Consider the following 22,309-nt stretch of genomic DNA (forward strand, 5'->3'; position numbering starts at 1 on the left):
GGTGGGCGCGCTGGGGTCTGGCGGTTCGTACGGGGTGGGGGACCGCGGGGGTCAGAACTCCAGCACGACCTGGAGGGCGTCGGCGGGGGTCTCGTCGAGCAGCACGTAGGCGTCGGCCGCCTCGGCCACCGGGACGACATGGCTGACCAGGGACTTCACGTCCACCTGGCCCTCGGCGACCAGCGAGAGGAAGGTCTGCTGGAGCCGCTCGACGGTCCAGCGGCCGGCGAGCTGCGGGGGCACTCCGCCGATCTGGGAGCAGATCAGCTGGATACGGTTGTGGTGGAACTCGTCACCGAGCCGCAGACCGGCGCCGTCCCCCTGGTAGAAGCCGGAGGCGACGACGCGGCCGCCGACGGTGACGGAGCGGATGGCCTCGTGCAGCGCCGGGTACACGCCGCTGATCTCGATGGCGACGTCCGCGCCGGCCCCGCCCGTGGCGGCACGGATGCTCTCGGCGACGCTGTCGGCGCGGGCGTTCAGGGTGTGCCGGGCGCCGTACTCCCGGGCTGTCGCCAGCCGGCCGTCGAGTGCGTCGACCGCGGTGACGCGTGCGCCGTTGAGCTGTGCGAGGCGCGTGGTCAGCAGGCCGATGACGCCCTGGCCGAAGACGGCCACGTCCTCGCCGAGGTGGATGTCGGCGGCGAGGATCGCGTTGTACGCGATGGCGCCGACCCGGGCGAAGGCGCCGGCGAGCGGTTCCAGACCCTTGGGAAGGGTGTGGCCGACCATGCGCTCGGCCGGGACGATGCCCTCGCTGCGGTGTCCCCAGATGCCCCAGACCAGGTCGCCGGGGACCGGCATCCCCGGGGTGCCCACGAGCTCGGGCGAGACCTCGGTGACCTCGCCGACCTCGGAGTAGCCCCAGCCGGCGACCGGGTACTCGATGCCTGCCGCGCCGTCGCGGAAGATCCTGGCCTCGGCGTCCCAGGTGCGAGTCAAGTAGGGGTTCGTACCCCTATAGGCGGTGAGTTCGGTTCCTGCTGAAATGCCGGAATAGCGAGTGCGGACTCGCAGATGTCCCGCGGGAAGCGGAGCGCTCTCGTGCTCGGCGACTTCGACCTGGCGGGGGCCGGTGAACTGGACGACGCGTTCCACGGGGAGCTCCGTTGGTGCTGGAAGGGGTGTTGCTCGCTGACTTCAGTCGAAGATATCTCAGAGTTATGTCTTGTCAAGAAGCAAAAGTGATGCTGAGATGCATCAGGAAAGTGCGTAAGTGGCGTGAGGACACAGCATGGTGATGAAGACCCGACGGTCGAAGGCGACCCTGCTCGGGCTCGCCGGGACCCTGGCTGCAGGTCTGCTGGCAGGCTGCTCCGGCAGCACAGGTGCCGAGCGGCCCGACAACAGGATCACGGTGTGGTCCCAGGAGAACCTGCCGCCGCGGATGGCCGCGACCCAGAAGGTCGTCGACCGGTTCGAGAAGGAGACGGGCGTCAAGGTCGACCTCGTCGGCGTCGACGAGACCCAGCTGCCGCAGCTGATCATGTCCGCGGCCGCCGCGGGCAAGCTCCCCGACGTCATCGGGGCGGTCCCGATGGGCCAGGTCTGGCAGATGTACGGCAACGGCCTGCTCAACACCGAGGTCGCCGACCAGGTGGTCAAGGACCTGCACCCGGAGACGTTCAACAGCAACGCGCTCTCGCTCACCGCCGACGGCGGCACCCGGCTCGGGGTCCCCTCCGACGCGTGGCTCCAGATCCTCGTGTACCGCAAGGACCTCTTCGCCAAGGCCGGACTCGACGCGCCCGACAGCTACGCGAGCGCCCTCAAGGCGGCCGCGAAGCTCGACAAGGGCGGCCGGGACGGCATATCGCTGGCCTCCGACCCCTCGGACGTCTTCACCCAGCAGAGCTTCGAGGACCTCGCCCTGGCCAACGGCTGCGAGCTGGTGGACGAGGCCGGCAAGCCCGCCCTCGACTCCCCGGCGTGCCACAACGCCTTCACGGCGTACAACGACCTCGCGCGCAAGCACGGTGCGCCCGGCAGCCAGACCGTCGACACCACCCGCGCCACGTACTTCGCCGGGAAGTCGTCCATGGCGGTCTGGTCCTCCTTCCTCCTGGACGAGATGGCCGGTCTGCGTGACGACGCGCTGCCCAGCTGCCCCGACTGCAAGAAGGACCCGAAGTTCCTGGCCCGCAACACCGGGATCGTGACCTCACTCAAGGGCCCCGACGGCAAGGAGCCCGCCCAGTTCGGCGAGATCACGTCGTGGGCGGTCACCAGGACCGCGGAGACCGGCGCCTCCCGGAAGTTCATCGAGTACATGATGGGCAAGGGCTACGCCGACTGGTTCGGCATGGCCCCCGAGGGCAAGATCCCCGTCCGCACCGGCACCCCGGAGAAGCCCGGCTCCTTCCAGCAGGCGTGGCGCGGCAGCGTCATGGGAGTCGACCACCGGGAGTCCATGCAGAAGGCCTACCCCCCGGCCCTCCTGGACCGGCTCGTCACCGGTGTCGGCGACATGAAGCGATGGGGCCTCACCCAGGGGCAGGGCACCCTCGTCGGCGCCACCAACGGCGAACTCCCCGTCGCCAAGGCCATCGGCGCGATGACCAGTGGTCAGATCTCGCCCGCGCAGGCCGCCAAGGAGGCCAACGACGAAGTGTCCGCCCTCCAGAAGTCCCTCCAGTAGCCGCACGCCGCTCCGTCACCGAGGTAACCGACCCATGAGCTCCATAACGAGCGGCGCGAAGAAGCGCCGCGTCCCACCGCAGAGCAGCAGCAGGCGGGAGAACCGGTCAGGTCTCGCCTTCGTCACGCCCACCTTCCTGGTGGTCCTGGTCGTGGTGATCCTGCCGATCCTGTGGACCGTCCTGCTCGCCTTCCAGAACGCCAAACTCGTCGACATCCAGCAGAACGGCCTCTTCGGCCGCTGGACCCTCGACAACTTCTCGCAGGTCTTCGGTTCCCCCGGATTCTGGAGCAGCCTCGGCACCACGCTCCTCTACACCGTGGGCGCCACCGCGGGGTCCGTCGCCCTCGGGCTGATCGCCGCCCTCGCGCTGCGCAGGCCCTTCCGCGGACGCGGGATCCTGCGGGCCGCGATGCTCCTGCCGTACGTCGCCCCCGTGGTCGCGGTCTCGTTCGTCTGGGAGGTCGCGCTCAGCCCGCAGTACGGCATCGTCAACGAGTGGGGCCGCAAGCTCTTCGGCTGGGACGACCCGATCGCCTTCCTGTCGACCCGGTCCTACGAAGTGGGCCTGCTCGGCGTCCACTTCCACATCCCTCTCGCGCTGCTCACCGTCATCGCCTTCGAGACCTGGCGCTACTTCCCCTTCGCCTTCCTCTTCATGCTGGCCCGCCTCCAGGCGGTACCGGCGGGCCTGGAGGAGGCCGCGGAGGTCGACGGCGCCACGATCTCCCAGCGCTTCCGGCACATCCTGCTGCCGCAGCTGATGCCCGTCATCGCCCTGCTGTCCGTCCTGCGCTTCATCCTGACGTTCAACAAGTTCGACGACATCTACCTGCTCACCGGCGGTGGCTCGGGCACGGACGTCGTGGCCGTCCGCGTCTACGACTTCCTCACCGCGCGCTTCGACGTCGGCGCCGCGTCCGCTCAGGCCCTCGTCCTCGCGGTCGTGCTCATGGTCCTCCTGGGCGTCTATTTCAAGTTCTTCGGCAAGAAGGTCCAGGAGGAATCCGCATGACCACCCCCACGATGACCCGTGAGCAGCCGGGACGCACCGCCCGCCCGGCGACGTCACCCCCGCGTGCCCGGGGCCGCCTGACCCGCGCGCAGTTCGAGAACCGGTTCTTCGGTGTGCTGCGCTGGGTGGTGATCGTCTTCCTCGCGGCGATCACGATCGTGCCCTTCTACTACATGCTCCTGCTGTCGGTGAAGCCCATCGACTCCCTGCTCCTGGAGCCGGGCAACCTCTGGGTGTCGGCGAAGGACTTCACCTTCGACACCTACGAGAGCGTCCTCAAGTCCACCTCCGACGGCGGCCAGGGCTTCCTGGGGATGCTGCTCAACTCGGCGCTCGTGGCGATCGCGACCGTCCTCCTGACCCTCGCGGCGGCCGTGCCCGGCGCCTACGCGGTGAGCCGGCTCAAGTTCTTCGGCAGCCGGCAGGTCAGCGCGCTGTTCCTCGCCGTGTACATGTTCCCGGCGACCCTGCTGGCCGTTCCGCTCTTCGTGATGTTCGCCAAGATGGGCCTGTCCGGAAGCCTCGTGGGACTCGCCATCGTCTACATCGCGCAGACCGTGCCCGTCTCCATCTACATGCTGAAGAACTACTTCGTCACCATCCCGTTCAGCATCGAGGAAGCGGCGGCGATCGACGGTGCGTCACGGCTGCAGACCGTACGGAAGATCATCCTTCCGCTCGCGCTCCCCACGCTCATGGCCACCGGACTGTACGTCTTCATGATCGCCTGGAACGAGTTCCTGTTCGCCCTGCTCTTCCTTGCGGCCGACCCCGACAGGTGGACGGTCTCCCTGGGACTCCAGCAACTGGCCAACGGCATCGAGGTGTCGAAGACCGTACTGATGGCCGGGTCGGTCGTCCTGACCATCCCTGTGGTACTCCTGTTCTTCTCCGCCGAACGGCTCCTCACCGAGGGCCTGACCAGCGGTGCGGACAAGAGCTGACGCCAGGAGCCGGGTTCCCGGGACGACGGCCGGAAGGCCACCGGGGGCAGGCACGGGCACGGGCGAGACGGACAGGGCGAGGACGGCGGGGATGGCAGGAAACCAGGCCAGCGCGGGGCATCTGCTCCAGCTGATTCGCAGCGGCGAGGCGACGACGCGCGGAGAACTCCAGCAGGCGACCGGCCTCTCCCGCTCGACGGTGGGACACCGGCTCGACCAGCTCTTCGGAGCGGGCTGGCTGCGGGGCGCCACCGGCACCTCCACCGGTGGGCGGCCCTCCGCCCGGCTGGAGTTCGACCCCGCGCACGCCGTGGTGCTCGTCGCCGACCTGGAGACCCGGCACGCCCGGGTCGCCCTGCTGGACCTCGCCGGCACGGTCCTCGCCGAGCACACCGGCCCCCTCGTCATCGCGGACGGCCCCGACCGCGCACTGGACCAACTCGCCCGCTGGTTCGGCCCGCTGCTCGCCGAGGCCGCCGTCGGACCCGAACGGGTCTGCGGCATCGGGCTGTCCGTGCCGGGGCCGGTCGACTGGGAGTCCGCGCAGATCGTGCAACCGCCGATCATGCCCGGTTGGGACCGGTTCCCCGTCCGGGAACGCCTGCGCGACGCCTGGACCGAGCACGTCGGCCCGATGCCCGCCGACGGGCCGCTGCCGGTGTTCGTCGACAACGACGCCAACCTGATGGCCCTGGCCGAACAGCGTGCGGGGCACCCGGACTGCAGCGCCTTCGTCCTGGTCAAGGCGTCGACCGGGATCGGCGCCGGCGTCGTCGTGGGCGGTCAGGTCTACCGGGGCATCGACGGCGGAGCCGGCGACATCGGCCACATCCGGCTCCACGACCGCCCCGACGCCCTGTGCATGTGCGGTTCCTACGGCTGCCTCGCGGCGGTCGCCAGCGGCCGGTCCATCGCCGGTCAGCTCACCGCGGCCGGCGTGCCCACCGCTTCGGGGTCCGATGTGCGCGACCACCTCGCCGCGGGCCAGCCCGACGCGGTCCGGCTCGCCCGCGAGGCGGGACAGCGCGTCGGCGAGGTGCTGGTCACCGTCGTCACCCTGCTCAACCCCGGGGTGCTGATGCTGAGCGGAGACCTGGCGAGCACGCCGTTCCTCACCGGCGTACGCGAACTCATCTACCAGCGGGCCATGCCACGCACCACCGCCCACCTGCAGGTCGTCACCTCGGAGCTCGGCGACCGGGCGGCGCTCACCGGAGCCGCCCGCATGGTCGTCGACCACCTCTACGCCCCCGACCGTGCCGACGCCCGGCTCGCGTCCCTCGCCCGGATCGGCGCCTGAGGGGCACATCACGAGGCCACCACCGGTGCGCACCCGCGGGGTGCCCCGCACGGCCGTCACGGCCGTGAACGGACCACCGGTGACCGGCCGCACCACATCCCCCGCAGAACCGACGGAGAGCACCATGTCCAGCACCACCCCCCTCACGCCCACCTGGTCCCACGAGCCCGTCCGCGTCGGTCTCGTGGGCGCCGGCCCCTGGGCGCGCACCATGCACGCCCGCATGCTCGCGACCGGCCCCGAGACGGTGCTCGCGGGGGTCTGGGCGCGTCGCCCGGAGGCGGCCGCCGAGGTCGCCGAGCCCTATGGAGCCCCGGTCGCCGACTCCTTCGAGGAACTCCTCGACACGTGCGAGGCCGTGGCGTTCGCGGTGCCGCCCGCCGTGCAGGCCGTCCTCGCCCCGCGTGCCGCGGCAGCGGGGCGAGCCCTCCTGCTGGAGAAGCCGCTGGGCGCCGACCTCGACTCCGCGCGCGCCGTGGCGGACGCCGTCGCCGAGCACGGGGTGATCTCCCAGCTCGTCCTGACGAAGCGGTACCACCCGGTCACCCGCGCCTTCCTCGCCGAGGCGGCCACCCGCGAGGTGACCGGCGCACGTTCCTGCTATCTGCACGGAGCCTTCCTCGGCGGGGAGTTCGCCACGTCCTGGCGGCTGGAGCACGGCGCGCTGCTCGACCTCGGCCCGCACCTCCTGGACATCCTCGACACCGCGGTGGGGCCCATCGTCTCCGTCCGCGCCGCGGGCGATCCGCGCCGCTGGGTCGAGCTCACCTGCGAACACGAGAACGGGGCGGTCAGCCAGGCGTCCCTGTCCGGCAGCGTGAAGCTGCCCCGGGCCCGGACCCGCGTCGAACTCTTCGGCCCCGGAGAGGAACTGGTCTACGACACCGCGGGGATCGACCACGAGGAGTGCTGGCCCGTGCTGCGCCGCGAGTTCGCCACCGCCGTACGGACCGGCGTGGGCACCGGCATCGACGCGGCCCACGGACTGCGCATCCAGCGACTGCTCGACCAGGCCGCGCAGGACGCCCGCTGAGGTCCGGCGGGCGGGGAGCCGGCGCCTTCACGTCCGCCTCCCCGCCCGTGGAACGGTCTCAGCCCCTGATCACGCGCGGTCCGCCCGCGAGCGGGATGCCCGTGCGGCGGGCCTGCTCCAGCGCGGCGGGGGAGTGCTCGCTGCGCGCCGCGTCCGCGGGGATGCGGGGCCGGGCGGGGACGACCGGGCGGTCCGCCGGCGGTGTGTAGCCCTCCAGCCGGGCGGTCCCCCACACGTAGGGGTCGGCCTGAGCGCTGCCGTAGGGCGCCCAGGCCAGCCGTGTCTGCCCCGTACGGTCCTCGGTGTCGGAGTCGTACACCAGCACGTTCAGCCCGAACCGTTCGGGATCCGCGGCCGCCGGAAGCTCACCCAGGGGAATCTTCACCTCGACGGTGTAGCCCCGGTAGGGCTCGGTGACCGTGCTGACGACCCGCATGCCGGGGGCCGTCCTGGAGGCCGGGCCCTGATGGTTGTCCGCGTCGCGTCCGGCCTCCGGCCCCCCGCCGTCGGCCGTGAGGGGCACGATGCCCGCCTTGAACGTCAGGGACGTGTCGTCCGCGTCGCCCCGCGGGTCCAGGGCGATCTCGACGGAGTCGGCGCGCCAGTGCCGCTTGACGTCGTCCTGGCCGAGGGGTGACCCGGCGCGTTCGTCGGTGACGCGGACGAGCACATACAGGTCGTCGTCGTGCCGGGACAGTTTGGCGGTCGCCGAGCAGTCGTCCGCCGTCGCTGCTTCACCCTGCCAGAACCGCAGGGGCAGTTCGGGGCCCGGATACTCGCCCTCCCCTTCCCGGCCGTTCAGCACGGGTGCGGTGGCCACCGCCGGAACGGTGGTCGTCGGGGGCGCCGGATACGGCGGCTGGACGTTGTTCGCCAGCCACGGCATGCCGACCTCGTGCGCCCAGCTCCGGAACTCCTCGTACAGCGGCAGGAGTCCGTCCTGCCGGTGCACGGGCCTCCGCACGGGGCGGCCGCGGTCCGCCAGCACGGTGAACCACTCGGAGTTCAGGACCTCCGGATCCGACGGGGCCTCGGGCGGGAGCGCCCCCCATCCCTGGGTGCGGTGCAGCCGGGCGGCGCTCAGCTTGGCCTGCGCCCAGGTCGTGCCGTGCTGCTGGGAGCGGTGACCCGACCACACGCCGACGACCGGCAGTCCGGAGTCCGGATCGGTCCGCTGCTGCTCGGCGGCCTCTTCGCCGAGGAGGCCGTCGAAACGGTGGTTCTGGGCCAGCAGCCGCCGGGGCTGCCAGACCGTCAGCCCTTCGTGGGCCAGCTGCCGGGGGAACGCGTGCCGGTCGCCTGCCAGCCGGAAGGCCTCGATCGCGAGCCTCGCCGACAGCTGATGTCCGCCGTGCTGGTCGAACGGCCTGGGGTCCATGGTGACCACCGTGTGCGGCGTGGTCTCCCGGATCAGCCGTACGATGCGTTCGAGGGTGTCCGACTCGTCCCAGACCCGGGCGGTCAGCGGCGCCGACAGGGTGTACCAGAAGTCCGGCTTGTCGAGGTAGAAGACGTTGCGGATTCCGGCCAGGGCGGTGGCGTCGCGTTCCTCGCTCTCCCTGATCAGTCCGAGTTCCGGGCCCTCCTCCAGGCCCACCGCGTTTCCGCCGCCCTCGCCCCGGGTCACGGTGACCACTCCCGTCTCCCAGCCGTACTGCTCGCGCCACCGCCCCAGCGCGCAGAAGCTGAGCAGCTCGTCGTCGGGGTGTGCGCCCACGAACAGGACGTCGTGGTGGGCGGGTTCGTGACCGGGGGGTGGTGCCTGGCGGGCTTGGGCGGCCCGGGCGGTGGGCAGCAGTCCCGCCGAGGCGACAGCGGCGGTCAGTGCGGTCGACAGGACGGTTCTACGGCGAACGCTGCTCATCTGCGGTCAACTCCCGTGTGGTTGCGGCGTACTGAGGACGCCTTGCTCATGGCGCGACGGGGCCCGTGTGGCGGGCGGACGTTCCCCGTCGCAAAAAATTGACTGAGCAAGTAAATATCGCGGCCGGGCGCGCGGTCAAATGGCGACACGGTTCGGGACCCGCCCGCAAATCACCTCACCACGGATGGAGTTGCGCCGGCGAAACCGGGCCGGGGCCGGGGAGACGAGCAGTGGGAGGCCCGGACTGCCGGGTGTGTCACGCCGGTTCGGAGGTGTCCCTCACGGGGGAGCCCTCGACGCGCGAGCCGGGCGCGCCGCGGTCGGACGCCGCCGGGCTGTGCGCACGCTGCGGGGGAGCCTCGTCGGGGCCCGCCCCCACCCCCGCGGCGGGCACCCGCAGGACGAGCAGCGCCACGTCGTCGCCGCTGGGGTCGATGCGGGCGAGCAGTTCGTCGAGGAAGTCCTCGATGTCCAGCCCCGCCAGGTCCGAGGCGTGCCGGCGCAGTGCGGCGAGCCCCGCATCGATGTCCCGGGTGCGGCTCTCCACGAGACCGTCGGTGTAGAGCAGCAGGGTGGAACGCTCCGGGAGCTCCGTCCGCGCGTCCGGCCAGCCCAGATCCATGTGCAGGGCCGAGGTGAGGCCCAGGAGCGGGCCGTGTCCCTCCTCGAGGAAGCGGGTCCGTCCGTCCTGCGTGATCAGCAGGGGCGGAGGGTGCCCCGCATTGACCCAGTTGAAGTGCCAGGGCCCGCCCTCCGGACCTTCTACGCGGCCGAATACGCAGGTCGCCATGGGGGCGTCGCTGGTATGCGTCATCGCCTCGTCGAGCCGGCGCATGATCACGCTGGGAGGCTCCGTGCGGTCCCACGCCAGGGCCCGGAGCATGTTGCGGACCTCGGCCATGTGGGCGGCGGCCTGGAGGTCGTGCCCGACGACGTCCCCGATGACCATCGTCGTCACCCCGTCGCCGAGGAGGAAGGAGTCGTACCAGTCCCCGCCGATCTCCGCCGCGCTCTCGGCGGGACGGTAACGGGCGGCCAGCCGCAGGTGGTTCACCTGGGGGAGAGGGGTGAGGAGCTGCCGCTGCATGGTCTCCGCGACATGACGCTGCTGTTCGAACAGCTCCGCCGCCTCCATCACGAGTCCGGCACGGCGCCCGATGTCGGCCAGCAGGAAGAGCTCGGCCTCCGTGTACGACGATCCGGCCGCCGAGCGCGCCACGGTCAGCGCCCCGAACACATGCCGCCGGGTGTGCAGGGGCACCACGACACCGCAGGTTCCGCCCAGGCGTTCGAACAGCTTTCGGTGCGCGGCCGCGAGCGGGGTGTCAGGCGGCTGAGCCAGAGCCGCCTCGTCCAGCACGACCGGCCGGAAGCCCCACAGCGCCTGGATACCGGCCGAGCCCGACGACTCGGCCAGCGGCGGCAGCGGCCCCTTGAACGCTTCGGCCGCCGCGGGGTCGTCCATGCTGCGGGCGGCGACGCGCCGCATACCGCCCTTCTCGCCGGACGTGCGCACGTCGACGACCGCCCAGTCGCCCATCTCCGGCACCAGCAGCCCGGCCAGCCGGTTCAGCATCTCCGGTGTGTCCGTGGTGGAGATGAGGACCGTGGAGACCTCCGCCACCATCGTCAGCCGCGCGGTGAGTCCCTCCAGGGCCGCGAGATGGGCCGCGGTCTGCTCGGCCGCGTCGCGGTGCAGGCTGAAGTCGTGGAAGACGATCACCACGCCCTTCAGACGCCCCTCGTGCCGCAGCGGGGTGGCGGCCCAGATGACCGGAACCAGACTGCCGTCCCCCCGCAGGAACAGTTCGTCACTGCCCTCGTCCGGCCGGCCGCTCTCCAGCACGGCGAGCATGGCGCACTCGGCGCGGGGAAAGACGCTGCCGTCCTTCCGGCGGTGCAGCAGATCGTGCATGTCGTGGCCGAGCAGCTGGTCCCTCGACCGGCCCAGCATCTGCTGCGCCCGGGGATTGGACGCCGTGAGCAGACCGGCGGTGTCGATGACGAAGACACCCGCACCCAGACTGTCGAACACGGTGCGCATGAGTCCCAGCTCCAGCAGCCCGTCCTCGTCCCTCATGACGTGACCCCGCGAGGCCCGGGACGACGTGCCCCGGGCGCTTCCGGGCGGCCGGCGGGAACCGGCCCAGGCGTCCTGCCGTCCCCCGCCGGAACAGCCGTCTGGGAGGTCATGCGCTCATGCCCTTCCGGTCGATTCGCCGGCCGGACCAGAGACCGTTCCGTCCGGGGAGCGGGCCCGGCCCTTACGCGTGGCCCGCATCGTCTGCCCATCATTCATCCGACCCGCCCGTTCCGCCGCTCGGGACGTGACCTCCGCGGGCCTGCCCGGCGGCCCTGCGGGTAGGCGACCGGGCGACGGGCACGCGCCGTCGCCACCCGCACCGGCCGCCCTGCGCCCGGGTCCGCTCCGGGTGCGGTCGGAGACGGGGGAACAGAGGATGCGAAGGGTGGCGAGCCGCACCGAAGGCCCCCGTCGTACCGAGAAGCCACATCCGAGGGAGACAACCCATGGCGCCCGAGCGAACCTCTTCCGGCAGCACCCGCGACCCCGGGCTCGCTCTTCCCGTGGCGGAACGGGCGGGCTGGACCGACGTCGACGTGCGGGCGGTGGACACCGTCAGGGTCCTGGCCGCCGACGCCGTCCAGAAGACGGGCAACGGCCATCCGGGGACGGCGATGAGCCTGGCACCCCTCGCCTACCTGCTCTTCCAGCAGGTCATGCGCCACGACCCGGAGGACGACCAGTGGCTGGGCAGGGACCGCTTCGTCCTCTCCTGCGGCCACACCAGCCTGACGCTCTACATCCAGCTCTACCTGGCCGGGTACGGCCTGCAGATGGAGGACCTGAAGGCCCTGCGGACCTGGGGATCGGCGACCCCCGGCCACCCGGAGTACCGGCACACCCGGGGCGTCGAGATCACCACCGGACCGCTGGGCCAGGGGATCGGCGCGAGCGTCGGCATGGCGATGGCGGCGCGCAGGGAGCGCGGACTGCTCGACCCCGACGCCGCCCCCGGAACCAGCCCGTTCGACCACCACGTGTACGTGCTCGCGTCCGACGGCGACATGATGGAGGGCGTCGCCTCGGAGGCTTCCTCGCTCGCCGGCCACCAGCAGCTCGGCAACCTCGTGGTGTTCTACGACTCGAACCACATCTCCATCGAGGACGACACGGACATCTCCTTCAGCGAGGACGTCCCGGCCCGCTACGCCGCCTACGGCTGGCACGTGCAGACGGTGGACTGGACCCGTACGGGCGATTACGTCGAGGACGTCGACGCCCTGCTCGCCGCGATCGAGGCGGCCAAGGCGGAACGCACCCGCCCCTCCCTGATCATGCTGCGCACGATCATCGGGTGGCCGGCCCCGACGAAGCGCAACACGGGCAAGGCGCACGGCGCGGCACTGGGCGACGACGAGGTCGCCGGCACCAAGCGGCTCCTCGGCTTCGACCCCGACGAGTACTTCCCCATCGAGGACGACGTCCTCACGCACACCCGGGCGGTGCGCGAGCGGGGCAGGGCGGCCAAGGCGGACTGGCAGAAGGGCTACGAGGCGTGGCGCGGGGCGAACCGCGAGCGGGCCGCGCTCCTCGACCGGCTGCGCGAGCAGGAGCTGCCGGACGGCTGGACGGACGCCCTGCCGGTGTTCCCCGCCGACCCCAAGGGCATGGCCACGCGCAAGGCGTCCGGCGAGGTGCTCACCGCCCTCGCACCTGTGCTCCCCGAGCTGTGGGGCGGCTCCGCGGACCTCGCGGGCAGCAACAACACCACCATGGACGGCGAGCCCTCCTTCGTCCCGTCCGACCGGCAGACCTCCGAGTTCGCGGGCGGCCCCTACGGGCGCACCCTGCACTTCGGCATCCGGGAGCACGCCATGGGGGCCGTCCTCAACGGGATCGGCCTGCAGAGTCTGACCCGCCCGTACGGCGGCACGTTCCTCACCTTCAGCGACTACATGCGCCCCGCGGTCCGGCTGGGCGCCCTGATGAAGCTCCCCGTCACCTACGTCTGGACGCACGACTCGATCGGGCTCGGTGAGGACGGCCCCACCCACCAGCCCGTCGAGCACCTGGCGGCCCTGCGGGCGATTCCCGGCCTCGACGTCGTACGCCCCGGCGACGCCAACGAGACCACCGTCTGCTGGCGGACCATCCTGGAGCACACCGACCGTCCCGCCGGTCTCGTGCTGACCCGGCAGAACCTGCCCGTGCTCGACCGCGGGGACGGCGCCCACGCCTCGGCCGAAGGGGCGGCGCGCGGTGCGTACGTCCTCGCCGACTCCGCCGAGGCCACACCCGACGTCATCCTGGTGGCGACGGGCTCGGAGGTCGAGATCGCGCTCGACGCGCGCGCCCGGCTGACGGGCGAGGGGCTGGCCGTACGCGTGGTCTCGATGCCCTGCCGTGAGTGGTTCGAGGAGCAGCCGCAGTCCTACCAGGACGAGGTGCTGCCGCCCGGGGTGCGCGCCAGGGTCAGCGTCGAGGCGGCGGTCGGCCAGGGCTGGCGCGAGGTGGTCGGCGACGCCGGCCGGATCGTGAGCCTGGAGCACTACGGGGCCTCGGCCGACTACCAGCGGCTGTACGAGGAGTTCGGCATCACCGCCGAGGCGGTCGAGGCCGCGGCACACGACAGCATCCGCGACGCCGCGGAGACCCCGAGGCCCGGCGGCCAGAGGAACTGAGACCGTCCGTCCGGACCGGGCGCTACCTCGGGTGCGCCCGGTCCGGCCCGGAGGGGAACCGCTCAGGCCATCTGCCGTCGCACCAGCTCGTGGAGCCGCCCGCCCGTGTCCGCGAGCAGGCCGGCGGGCGGACCCTGCTCGACGACACGGCCGTCCGCCATGACGATCACACGGTCGGCGTCCAGCACCGTGGACAACCGGTGCGCGATCACGACGCGGGTGGCCCGCAGGGCCCTGGTGCTCTCGATGACCGTCCGCTGCGTCTCGTTGTCCAGCGCACTGGTCGCCTCGTCGAAGAAGAGGATGCGCGGGCGCCTCACCAGCGCCTGAGCGATCATCAGCCGCTGGCGCTGCCCGCCGGAGATCGCCCCGCCGCCGGAGATCATCGTGTGCAGGCCCATCGGCATCCGCTTGATGTCCTCGGCGAGCCCCGCCATGGCCGCGGCCTCCCACGCCTCCTCCTGCGTGAAGACCTCGGCACCGCAGATGCAGTCCAGGATCGAACCCGACAGCGGCTGGGCGTTCTGCAGGACGACCCCGCACTGGCGGCGCACCGCGGCCTGGTCCAGCGAGGCGAGGTCCTGACCGTCGTACAGGACACTGCCCGAGAGGGGCTTGTCGAAGCCGATGAGCATCCTCAGGAGCGTCGACTTGCCGCACCCGCTGGGCCCCACGATCGCGACGAACTCGCCCTGCCGCACGGTCAGCGACACGTCGTCCAGGACCACGGGACCGTCGTCCGTGTAGCGGAAGGTGACACCCCTGGCCTCGATCTCCCCGGACAGCGGCCCCGGCTGCGTGCTGACGCCCCGCACCTCGGGCGCCTCGTCCAGCACCGGTTTGATCTGCTCGAACATCGGCAGGACCGCGGCGGCCGACACGAACGCGCCGGTGAGCTGGGTGACGGCGGTCAGCAGCATCGTCACGGACGTGTTGAAGGTCAGGAACTCGCTCGCCGACAGCGAGCCGCGCGCCGGACCGGCCAGCAGCATGAAGACGGCCAGGGAACAGAGCGGCAGATAGACCGCGTTGAGCACCGTCGTCATGTTCTTGATCCGGCCGGCGCGCTTCTGCAGCTCACGGCTCCGCGCGAACTCCGCCGCCCACGCCCCGTAGGCGAAGCTCTCGGCCGCGGCGACACGCAGCTTCGGCAGCCCGCGCAGTGTCTGGAAGGCCTGGTTGTTGAGCTTGTTGCCCAGCGCTACCAGCCTGCGCTGCCAGCGCAGTTCCCACATGCCCATCGTGAGGAACACCCCGGCGATCACCACCAGCATCGCGACGGCCGTGAGCGCCAGCGGCACGCTGAACCAGAGCAGCAGGCCCAGGTTCATGGCCCCCAGCGTGCCCGCCTGCACCACGACGGGTCCGGTGCCCGACAGCACACGGCGGATCGCGCTGACCCCCATGGCCGCGCTCGCCAGCTCCCCGGTGGACCGCTCGGTGAAGAACCTCGTCGGCAGCCGCAGCAGCCGGTCCCACACCGCGGGCTGGAGCGTGCTCTCGACACGCCCCTCCATCCGCAGGATCGTCAGGTTCTGCAGGAGCATGAAGGCGGCCGACACGACTCCGGTGATGATCACCGCCAGGGAGACCTGCACGATGAGACCGGTCTCGGCCTCGGGCACGTACACCCCGAGCACCCTGCCGGTCGCGACCGGCACCAGTGAGCCCAGCGCGACCGTCACCAGCCCGGTCAGCACCAGTCTCCGCAGATCGGTCCGCGTGCCGAAGAGGCCGAAGCGCAGCAGCTGCCGTCTGCCCAGCGGCCGTTCGGGCAGCGGCCGGTAGAACATCACGGCCCGCTCCTCGAACTCCTCCGCGTTGCCCCCGTCCACGCGGGCGCGCCGCCCGGTCAGCGGGTTCACGGCCTCGTAACGGCCGCGGCGCCACAGCAGCGCCACCGGTGCGCCCGAGGCGGCCCGGCGCCCCACGAGCGGGCCGGCGTCCGTCCGCCACCAGCGGTTGTCCAGCCGCACCGCGCGTGTCCGGATGCGCGAGGCGACGGCGACCTGCTCGACCGGATCGATCCGGTCGCTGACCGCGCCGCCCGTCGCGGGCTCGGACAGGACGATCCCCGAATCCCGCGCGACCAGCCGGCAGGCCGCGTACACCGCGTCGTCCGACGCCCCCGCCGAGCGCGAAGCACCCTTCCCGGACCGGCCCATCGACGTCAGGAGTGCCTGGTCCGCCTCCTTGCGGACGGCCTCACCCGCCTTCATCCCGGCCGCGGTCCGGTCCTCGTGCGCACGCTCCAACTGCTCGATCCACCGGTCCAGCGCCGACAGCAGGCGGAACTGCTGGTTGACCATGCCCTGCCACATCGCGGGGTCGACGAGCAGATCACCGGCCGCCTCGGCGCTGAAGGCGGCGCCGTACTGCACGTCCCCGGGCGACACGGGCAGCCACAGGACGTCGTCGTCGCCGACCGCGTCGTCGACCGTGGTCCGCCCGTCCAGCGGAGCCTCGAACAGGACCCGCCGGCTGCGGCCCACCCCGAGCGAGAAGGCGTGCTCCAGCAGACTGAGCGTCGCGTCGCCGGTGTCGTAGTGGCTGCGGAACTGCCCTTCGAAGCCACCCTGGTCCGGGTGCGCGGGCCGGTACAGCTCCCGCAGCGCGATCCGGCGCAGCTCGCACTGCTGGAGGGGGCGCCCGACCAGGGTGTGCCGGGGACCCTCGACCGGGCCGAGGACGAGGGCACCCGGTTCGAGGCGGCCCAGGAAGTGCCAGTGCCCCTGCGCCGCCGCGTCCACCGCGAACAGGTCGAGGGCGCCGCCCGTGACCAGCCACAGCACCTGCGGACCCTCCAGCGGGAGGCTCCGCAGGCCCGTGCAGTCGACCGGTGCGCCGAGCGCCCCCAGCGCGTCGATGACGGGGTCGTGCCCGGGGGCCGTCGTGGCCGGGAAGGGGTGTGCGGATGTCATCTCAGTGCTCCCTGACCAGCTCGGCGTACGGGCCTCCGGCAGCCACCAGGTGTTCGTGCCGGCCGCGTTCGACCACCGTCCCGTGGTCCAGGACCACGATCTCGTCGCTGTCGCGCACGGTGCTCAGCCGGTGCGCGATCACCACACAGGCACAGCCGCGCCGCCGGAGGTTGTCGATGATGGTCCGCTCCGTCTCGGCGTCCAGGGCGCTCGTGACCTCGTCGAGCACCAGGATGCTGGGACGGCGGACGAGCGCCCGGGCGATCTCCAGGCGCTGGCGCTGGCCGCCGGAGAAGTTGCGGCCGTCCTGCTCGACGCGGCTGTGGATCCCGCGCGGCCGCCGGGCCACGACGTCGTACAGCGCGGCGTCCCGCAGAGCCTCGGTCACCGCTTCGTCGGGGACCGAGGGGTCCCACAGCGCCACGTTGTCCCTGACCGTGCCCTCGAAGAGGAAGACGTCCTGGTCGACGAAGGAGACCGACGCCGCCAGCGCCCCCCTCGGTATGTCCTCCAGACGCTGCCCGTCGATGCGGATCACACCCTCCCACGGGCTGTAGAGCCCCGAGATGAGCCGGGACACCGTCGACTTGCCACTGCCCGAACCGCCGACGAGAGCCACCTGCTGCCCCGGGCCGACCGCCAGCGAGAAGCCGCTGAGGAGCGGCTTGTCGAGCGGGCTGTAACCGAAGGTGATGTCCTCCAGCGTCACATGGCCCTTCAGCCGGCGGGTGCTCGCGGCGGGTTCACGGCGGGAGTACAGCGGGTCGACGGGGAAGTTCTCGACGTCCTTCAGCCGCGCCACGTCGGCCGCGAAGTCCTGGACGCGCCCGGCGACACCGTTGAGCCGGGTGACGGGCGCGGTGAACCGGGTCACCAGCGCCTGGAAAGCCACGAGCAGGCCGATCGAGATGTGCCCCTCGACCGCCCTGAGCCCGCCGATCCACAGGATGAGGGCGCTGTTCAGCGTTGCCAGGAGCGGGGCGACGACACCCAGCCAGGCACTCGGCACCCCGAGGCGCTGCTGCTCCTCCAGGGTCGTCGCGTGCTGGCCGGCCCACCGGCGGAAGTAGCCGTTCTCACCTCCCGTGGCCTTCATCGTCTCGATCAGCTGGAGGCCCGTGTAGGAGGTGTTCGTCAGCCGGGCGCTGTCGGCCCGCAGTTTCTGCGTGCCGGTGGCCCGCAGCCGTACGACGATGCGCATCGCCACCACGTTGAGCAGGGCGATCCCCACCCCGATGACGGTCAGCTGCGGATCGTACGTCCACAGCAGGAACGCGTAGAGGAGGACGACGATGCCGTCCACCCCGGCGGCGGTGAGGTCCCGGGCGAGCGTCTCGGCCACGGCGTCGTTCGACTGCAGCCGCTGCACGAGGTCGGCGGGACTCCGCTGGGCGAAGAAGGTGACCGGCAGCCTCAGCAGGTGCCGGAAGAAGCGAGCGCTGCCGAGCGTGGACGAGATGATGCGTCCGCGCAGCAGGTTCGCCTGCTGCAGCCAGGTCAGTGCGACGGTGAGGGCCACCATGGTGCCCATCGCACCGAACAGCAGGCCGAGCAGCGAGGTCTGCCCGCCGATCAGGAACATGTCGATGTACGTGCGGCTCAGGGCCGGAAGCGTCGCCCCGACGGCGACCAGCAGCAGGCTGGCCAGCAGAGCGACGAGCATCGTGCCGGTGGTGCCCCGCAGCCTGCCGGGCAGGGCGGCGAGGACACCGGGCTTGCGGCCTCCGCGGCGGAAGTCCTCGCCGGGTTCCAGCACGAGGACGACCCCGGTGAAACTGGTGTCGAAATCCTCGGTGGGCACGAACCTGCGGCCCTTGTCCGGGTCGTTGATGTGCACGCCCCGCCGCCCCAGACGGCGTCCCATGCCGTCGTACACGACGTAGTGGTTGAACTCCCAGAACAGGATCGCGGGAGCGGGGACCTCGGCCAGCGCAGCGGGTTCCATCTGCATGCCCTTGGCCCGCAGTCCGTAACTCCGCGCGGCCTTCAGCACGTTGCTCGCGCGGGAACCGTCACGGGAGACCCCGCAGGCGATGCGCAGTTCCTCCAGCGGCACATGGCGGCCGTGGTGCCCCAGCACCATCGCCAGCGAGGCGGCGCCGCATTCCACGGCCTCCATCTGGAGCACCGTGGGGGAACGCACCGTCCTGGTACGTCCCGGTTCCGGGGCGGTACGCGACCGGCGACCGGCCCCCGGCCCGCCCTCCGGCCGGTGTCTGCCCCGGCCGGAGGGCGGCAGCTGCTGGGCGGTGGGGGAGGGGTGGGGTGCGGTCACGGGAGCAGCCAATCGATCGGACGCTGGTCGGCCAGGCGCACCGAGCCGGTGGCCAGGGTCATGGAACCGATCGGGTACGGAGGCCCCTCGGCCGACGACCACCGGTAGCCGGATTCCGTGGACTTCGAGCGCTCGATCCGCACCAGGACGGCCAGCGGCCTTCCGTGCCTGGAGAACTGCGCGCCGAGCTGGGCGTCGCCGAGGAAGCGGGTGATCTGCTGCCGCGTCTGCGCGGCCCTGCCGACCGCGGCCACCCTGCCCCGGAGGACGCCGTACTGCTGGGCGGGCACCGACTGCACGGTGAGGTCGACCCTCGCGCCCACCGGGACCGACGCCGCGCTGCTCCCGGAGACGTACAGCAGGACGACGAGGGGGTCGTCGGCGCCCTCGATCCGTTCGACGCTCGCCACGTCGGCGCCCGTCGCCACGACCGCTCCGATGGTGGCCGTGACGGACGTGAGGCGGCCCGCGCCGATGGTGCGGACGACCTTCTCGCCGCTCTGGGTGCGGACCCTGAGCAGCGGGGCGTCAGCGGGCAGGCTCGCCCCCTCGTCGGCCAGCACCTCGGTGATCTGACCGGCTACCGGACTCTGCAGGACGTAACTGCCGCGCGCGTGCGTCAGGATGCCGGGGGCGTCGAGCGTGCTCGCGACGGAGCCCGTCACGGCCCAGAAGCAGGCCGCGCCCATCACGGCGACGGTGACACAGAGGACGAGCAGGCCCTGGGGGCGGGCGAAGCGCACCGGGAGGTCGAGCTGTTCGGGCGACTGCAGCTTGGAAAGCGCCTGTTGACGGAACTGCACGGAACTCTTCCCTCACCTGTCGACGGTCGGCACCGAGCCCCGGAACCGTCGGGTTCCGGGGCTCGGTGGGTACTGCCGTCTCTCAGAGACCGGCGGTGAGGCCGGAGGCCAGGCCGGTGACCGCGCCCGTGTTCACGCCGGTGGCCGACTCGACGAGACCCGTGACCGAGCCGACGACGCCGGAGACCGGGACGATGCCCTCGACGGTGCCGGTCACGTTGCCGACGAGGCCGCCGACGAGACCGCCCGAGACGTTGTCGAGGTCGTTGTCGGAGATCTCGGCGGTCTCGACCTGGGGGGTGTAGTTCATGATGAGCGCTGCCCTTCGTATGGAGATTGCTTCTATACCGAAACCGGGGGTGCGGCTTCCGTATGGGCCAGGATCAAAGCACGCCGGTGCCGCGTGCAGCGAATCGAACCGTGGTCGCTCCGTCCTTGTCCCGGCCCCGAATTCGACTTTCGTGCAGAAGTGTTCATTTCCTGGCGGCAGGTCCTTCACGAGCTTCACCGCATGAATTCCCGGACGGTGCGGCCCAGGGTCCCCCAAGTGGGGCACTCCCGCCCCAAACGCCTCACGCGGTGGTCCGGACCAGCTGCTATGCGCCGAGGGACGTGATCGCTGTGCGCACGCGGTGTGCAGATTTCCCCGGGCCGACGGCCGGAGGAATGGTGACCCGGTGGGTGTGGGCGGCATGAGGCCCGTTCTGGCGGACGGTCACTTCTGCGGTGTCGCGGAAGATGAACAACGCTCTTTTTCTGCTGAGCCCATTCCATATCGGCCGGGGTGCTCGTACGAAGTATTCCCTCATGAGTGTGCCCACGTTCCCGATTTCTCTTCCGAGATATGGAGGAGCTGTGTCGCATTCAGGTCGCCGGTGAATGATGTGTGCGGCGCGAAATGGACATACGGCTCAGGGTGTGCTGCATTGGAGTGAAGTCATCCGGCCCTGGAGGTGCCCGTGGTGGACGTTGACGTGCTGATCGCGGGGGCGGGGCCGGTGGGACTGACGGCGGCCGCCGAGCTGTGCCGACGGGGCATCGGGTGCCGGGTCGTCGACCGTCTCGCGGAGAGGCTGCCGTATGCCAGGGCCGTGGGAATCCAGCCCAGGACCCTGGAGGTCTGGGACCGGATGGGCATGGCCCGCGAGGCGCTGGAGGCGGCGGTCCCGATGAGGGGGCAGTTGCTCTACGTCAACGGCGCGGAACAGGCCCGGATCGACCTGGAACTGCCTCCCGAGGTGCCTTACCGCTTCGCCGCCCTCCCGCAGTACGAGACCGAGCGGCTCCTCGGACAACTCCTGGACCGCTGGGGCGGGACGATCGAGCGGAGCACCGAACTCCTCTCGTTCGAGCAGGACTCCGGCGAGGTCAGGGCCGTCCTCGCGACCCCCTCCGGAGGCACCGAGGAACTGACGGCCGGGTACCTGCTCGGCTGCGACGGCGCCCACAGCGTCGTACGCAAGCACCTCGGGCTCTCCTTCGACGGCGGAGCCCTTCCCGAGGAGTACATGCTGGGCGACGTCGAGGTCGACTGGGACCTGCCCGACGGATACGGCGTCAGGTCCGCGCACGTCACCGACGGGCGGACGGACGACCTCCTCGTGTGCATCCCGCTGCCCGGTGACCGCCGCTACCGGGTGTCGATGCCCACGCCTCCCGAACTCTCCCGGGTGGGAACGACCGGCGCCGACGGCGTGTCGCACGGCCTGAGCGGTGACCACGGTCCACTGCCGGGGATCGAACACATCCAGGCGGTGCTCGACCGGCTCGCCCCGCAGCCCACGACCGCGTCCTCACTGCGGTGGTCCTCCGTCTTCCGCATCAGCCACCGCATCGTCGGCCGGTACGGCGAAGGGCGCGTGTTCGTGGCGGGGGACGCGGCGCACATCCATCCGCCCACGGGCGCCCAGGGAATGAACACGGGCATCCAGGACGCGTTCAACCTGGCCTGGAAACTCGCTGCCGCCGTCCGGGGCCACGCGGGTCCCGGTCTGCTGGAGAGCTACGACGCCGAACGCCGGCCCGTCGGGGAGGAGGTCGTCGCGCGGACACTGCGCCACGCCCGGGGCGGCGTCGGAAGTGACACCGAGGACCGCGCGACGCTGCTGCTCCGCGAGGCCCAGCTCCTGCTCGGCTATCGCGGCGGGCCGATCACCGGGCCGGGTGGCGCGGCCCCGGGGGGTCCGGCCCCCGGCGACCGCGCGCCCGACTGCGGCGGCCTCGTCCACCCCGTGGGTGCCTTCCCCGTCCGGCTGTTCACCCTGCTGAGGGAGCGGGACCACACGCTTCTGCTGTACGCGGACCGAGAGGAGCAGGCCGCGGTGTTCGACGGTGCCGCGGCCGCGGCCCGCAGCGCCGCGCACGGCAGGCTGAACGTCTGTGCGGTCCTCGGCCCCGGGGTGGTGCGGCTGCCCGCACCGGGTGTGCCCGCGGTGCGTGACGGCCACGGCGAGTTCCGCCGTATGTACGGAGCGCGGGGCGGTGAGGCGTTCCTGGTGCGTCCCGACGGGTACCTCGGCATGCGTACCGCCGACCCGGGCGGACCGGAGCTGACGACCCACCTGTCCGCGCTCCTCGGGGCGTGACGCGGGACGTGAGCGGGGCCCGGCAGTGACACCGCCGGGCCCCGCACCGTGCGATGAGCCGACTCCGCTCATCTCACCCCGGCTCAGGGAAAGGACACCACCTGGGACGGGATGGTCGAGGTGCCGGAGGTCGGTGATCCGGTGTTGTTGATGACGTGTTCGTACTGTCCCTGGCCGCCGAGGGAGACGACGAGGAGGTCGTGGAACTTGACGCCGGGTTTCACGGG

General features: G+C 71.6%; 14 protein-coding genes. 7 read left to right on the top strand and 7 right to left on the bottom strand.

Going from position 1 to position 22,309, the window contains the following annotated elements:
• Window positions 1–51: 51 nt before the first annotated feature.
• On the bottom strand, window positions 52–1,098 hold the full coding sequence (locus tag ACFYY2_RS30380; protein WP_388748928.1) for a zinc-binding alcohol dehydrogenase: 1,047 nt from the start codon (window positions 1,096–1,098) through the stop codon (window positions 52–54).
• Window positions 1,099–1,234: 136 nt separating this feature from the next.
• On the opposite strand from ACFYY2_RS30380, the gene ACFYY2_RS30385 reads away from it, so the two are divergent.
• The 5 genes from ACFYY2_RS30385 (at window position 1,235) to ACFYY2_RS30405 (ending at window position 6,930) form a co-directional block, all read left to right on the top strand.
• Window positions 1,235–2,638 (top strand): ABC transporter substrate-binding protein, encoded by a 1,404-nt coding sequence (locus ACFYY2_RS30385; protein ID WP_388748930.1) that lies wholly within the window; start codon window positions 1,235–1,237, stop codon window positions 2,636–2,638.
• Window positions 2,639–2,672: 34 nt separating this feature from the next.
• Window positions 2,673–3,653 (top strand): carbohydrate ABC transporter permease, encoded by a 981-nt coding sequence (locus ACFYY2_RS30390; RefSeq protein ID WP_388748932.1) that lies wholly within the window; start codon window positions 2,673–2,675, stop codon window positions 3,651–3,653.
• A 77-nt stretch (window positions 3,654–3,730) separates the two neighbouring features.
• Complete coding sequence (locus ACFYY2_RS30395; RefSeq protein WP_388748959.1) at window positions 3,731–4,597, top strand: carbohydrate ABC transporter permease; 867 nt, start codon at window positions 3,731–3,733, stop codon at window positions 4,595–4,597.
• Between the two features lie 91 nt (window positions 4,598–4,688).
• Window positions 4,689–5,897 carry an ROK family protein gene (locus tag ACFYY2_RS30400; protein ID WP_388748934.1) on the top strand — a complete coding sequence of 403 codons (1,209 nt, stop codon included), beginning with the start codon at window positions 4,689–4,691 and terminating at the stop codon, window positions 5,895–5,897.
• Between the two features lie 124 nt (window positions 5,898–6,021).
• Entirely contained in the window at window positions 6,022–6,930 is a 909-nt protein-coding gene (locus ACFYY2_RS30405) for a Gfo/Idh/MocA family protein (RefSeq protein WP_388748936.1), read from the top strand.
• Window positions 6,931–6,988: 58 nt separating this feature from the next.
• On the opposite strand, the gene ACFYY2_RS30410 is transcribed toward ACFYY2_RS30405, so the two are convergent.
• A complete protein-coding gene (locus ACFYY2_RS30410) occupies window positions 6,989–8,794 on the bottom strand; it encodes a sugar-binding protein (protein WP_388748938.1) in 1,806 nt (601 codons plus the stop codon).
• A gap of 256 nt (window positions 8,795–9,050) precedes the next feature.
• Window positions 9,051–10,874 carry a SpoIIE family protein phosphatase gene (locus ACFYY2_RS30415; RefSeq protein WP_388748940.1) on the bottom strand — a complete coding sequence of 608 codons (1,824 nt, stop codon included), beginning with the start codon at window positions 10,872–10,874 and terminating at the stop codon, window positions 9,051–9,053.
• 449 nt (window positions 10,875–11,323) lie between these two features.
• Here ACFYY2_RS30415 and tkt point away from each other — a divergent pair, with 449 nt between their 5' ends.
• Window positions 11,324–13,498 carry a transketolase gene (tkt, locus tag ACFYY2_RS30420; RefSeq protein WP_388748941.1) on the top strand — a complete coding sequence of 725 codons (2,175 nt, stop codon included), beginning with the start codon at window positions 11,324–11,326 and terminating at the stop codon, window positions 13,496–13,498.
• Between the two features lie 62 nt (window positions 13,499–13,560).
• On the opposite strand, the gene ACFYY2_RS30425 is transcribed toward tkt, so the two are convergent.
• From ACFYY2_RS30425 to ACFYY2_RS30440, 4 genes are all read right to left on the bottom strand, one after another.
• Complete coding sequence (locus ACFYY2_RS30425) at window positions 13,561–16,419, bottom strand: NHLP bacteriocin export ABC transporter permease/ATPase subunit (RefSeq protein ID WP_388748943.1); 2,859 nt, start codon at window positions 16,417–16,419, stop codon at window positions 13,561–13,563.
• 1 nt (window position 16,420) lies between these two features.
• Window positions 16,421–18,694, bottom strand: coding sequence for an NHLP family bacteriocin export ABC transporter peptidase/permease/ATPase subunit (locus tag ACFYY2_RS30430; protein WP_388748945.1), 2,274 nt, complete (start codon window positions 18,692–18,694; stop codon window positions 16,421–16,423).
• Window positions 18,691–19,497, bottom strand: a complete 807-nt coding sequence (locus tag ACFYY2_RS30435; RefSeq protein WP_388748947.1) for an HlyD family efflux transporter periplasmic adaptor subunit — start codon at window positions 19,495–19,497, stop codon at window positions 18,691–18,693. Before ACFYY2_RS30435 ends, ACFYY2_RS30430 begins: the two co-directional genes overlap by 4 nt.
• 82 nt (window positions 19,498–19,579) lie before the next feature.
• Window positions 19,580–19,807, bottom strand: a complete 228-nt coding sequence (locus ACFYY2_RS30440; RefSeq protein WP_388748949.1) for a type A2 lantipeptide — start codon at window positions 19,805–19,807, stop codon at window positions 19,580–19,582.
• 649 nt (window positions 19,808–20,456) lie between these two features.
• Between ACFYY2_RS30440 and ACFYY2_RS30445 the strand changes: the two genes are divergently transcribed.
• Entirely contained in the window at window positions 20,457–22,082 is a 1,626-nt protein-coding gene (locus ACFYY2_RS30445; protein WP_388748951.1) for an FAD-dependent monooxygenase, read from the top strand.
• Window positions 22,083–22,309 lie beyond the last annotated feature (227 nt).

The organism is Streptomyces sp. NPDC001822 (genome assembly GCF_042892135.1).
Classification (GTDB): domain Bacteria; phylum Actinomycetota; class Actinomycetes; order Streptomycetales; family Streptomycetaceae; genus Streptomyces.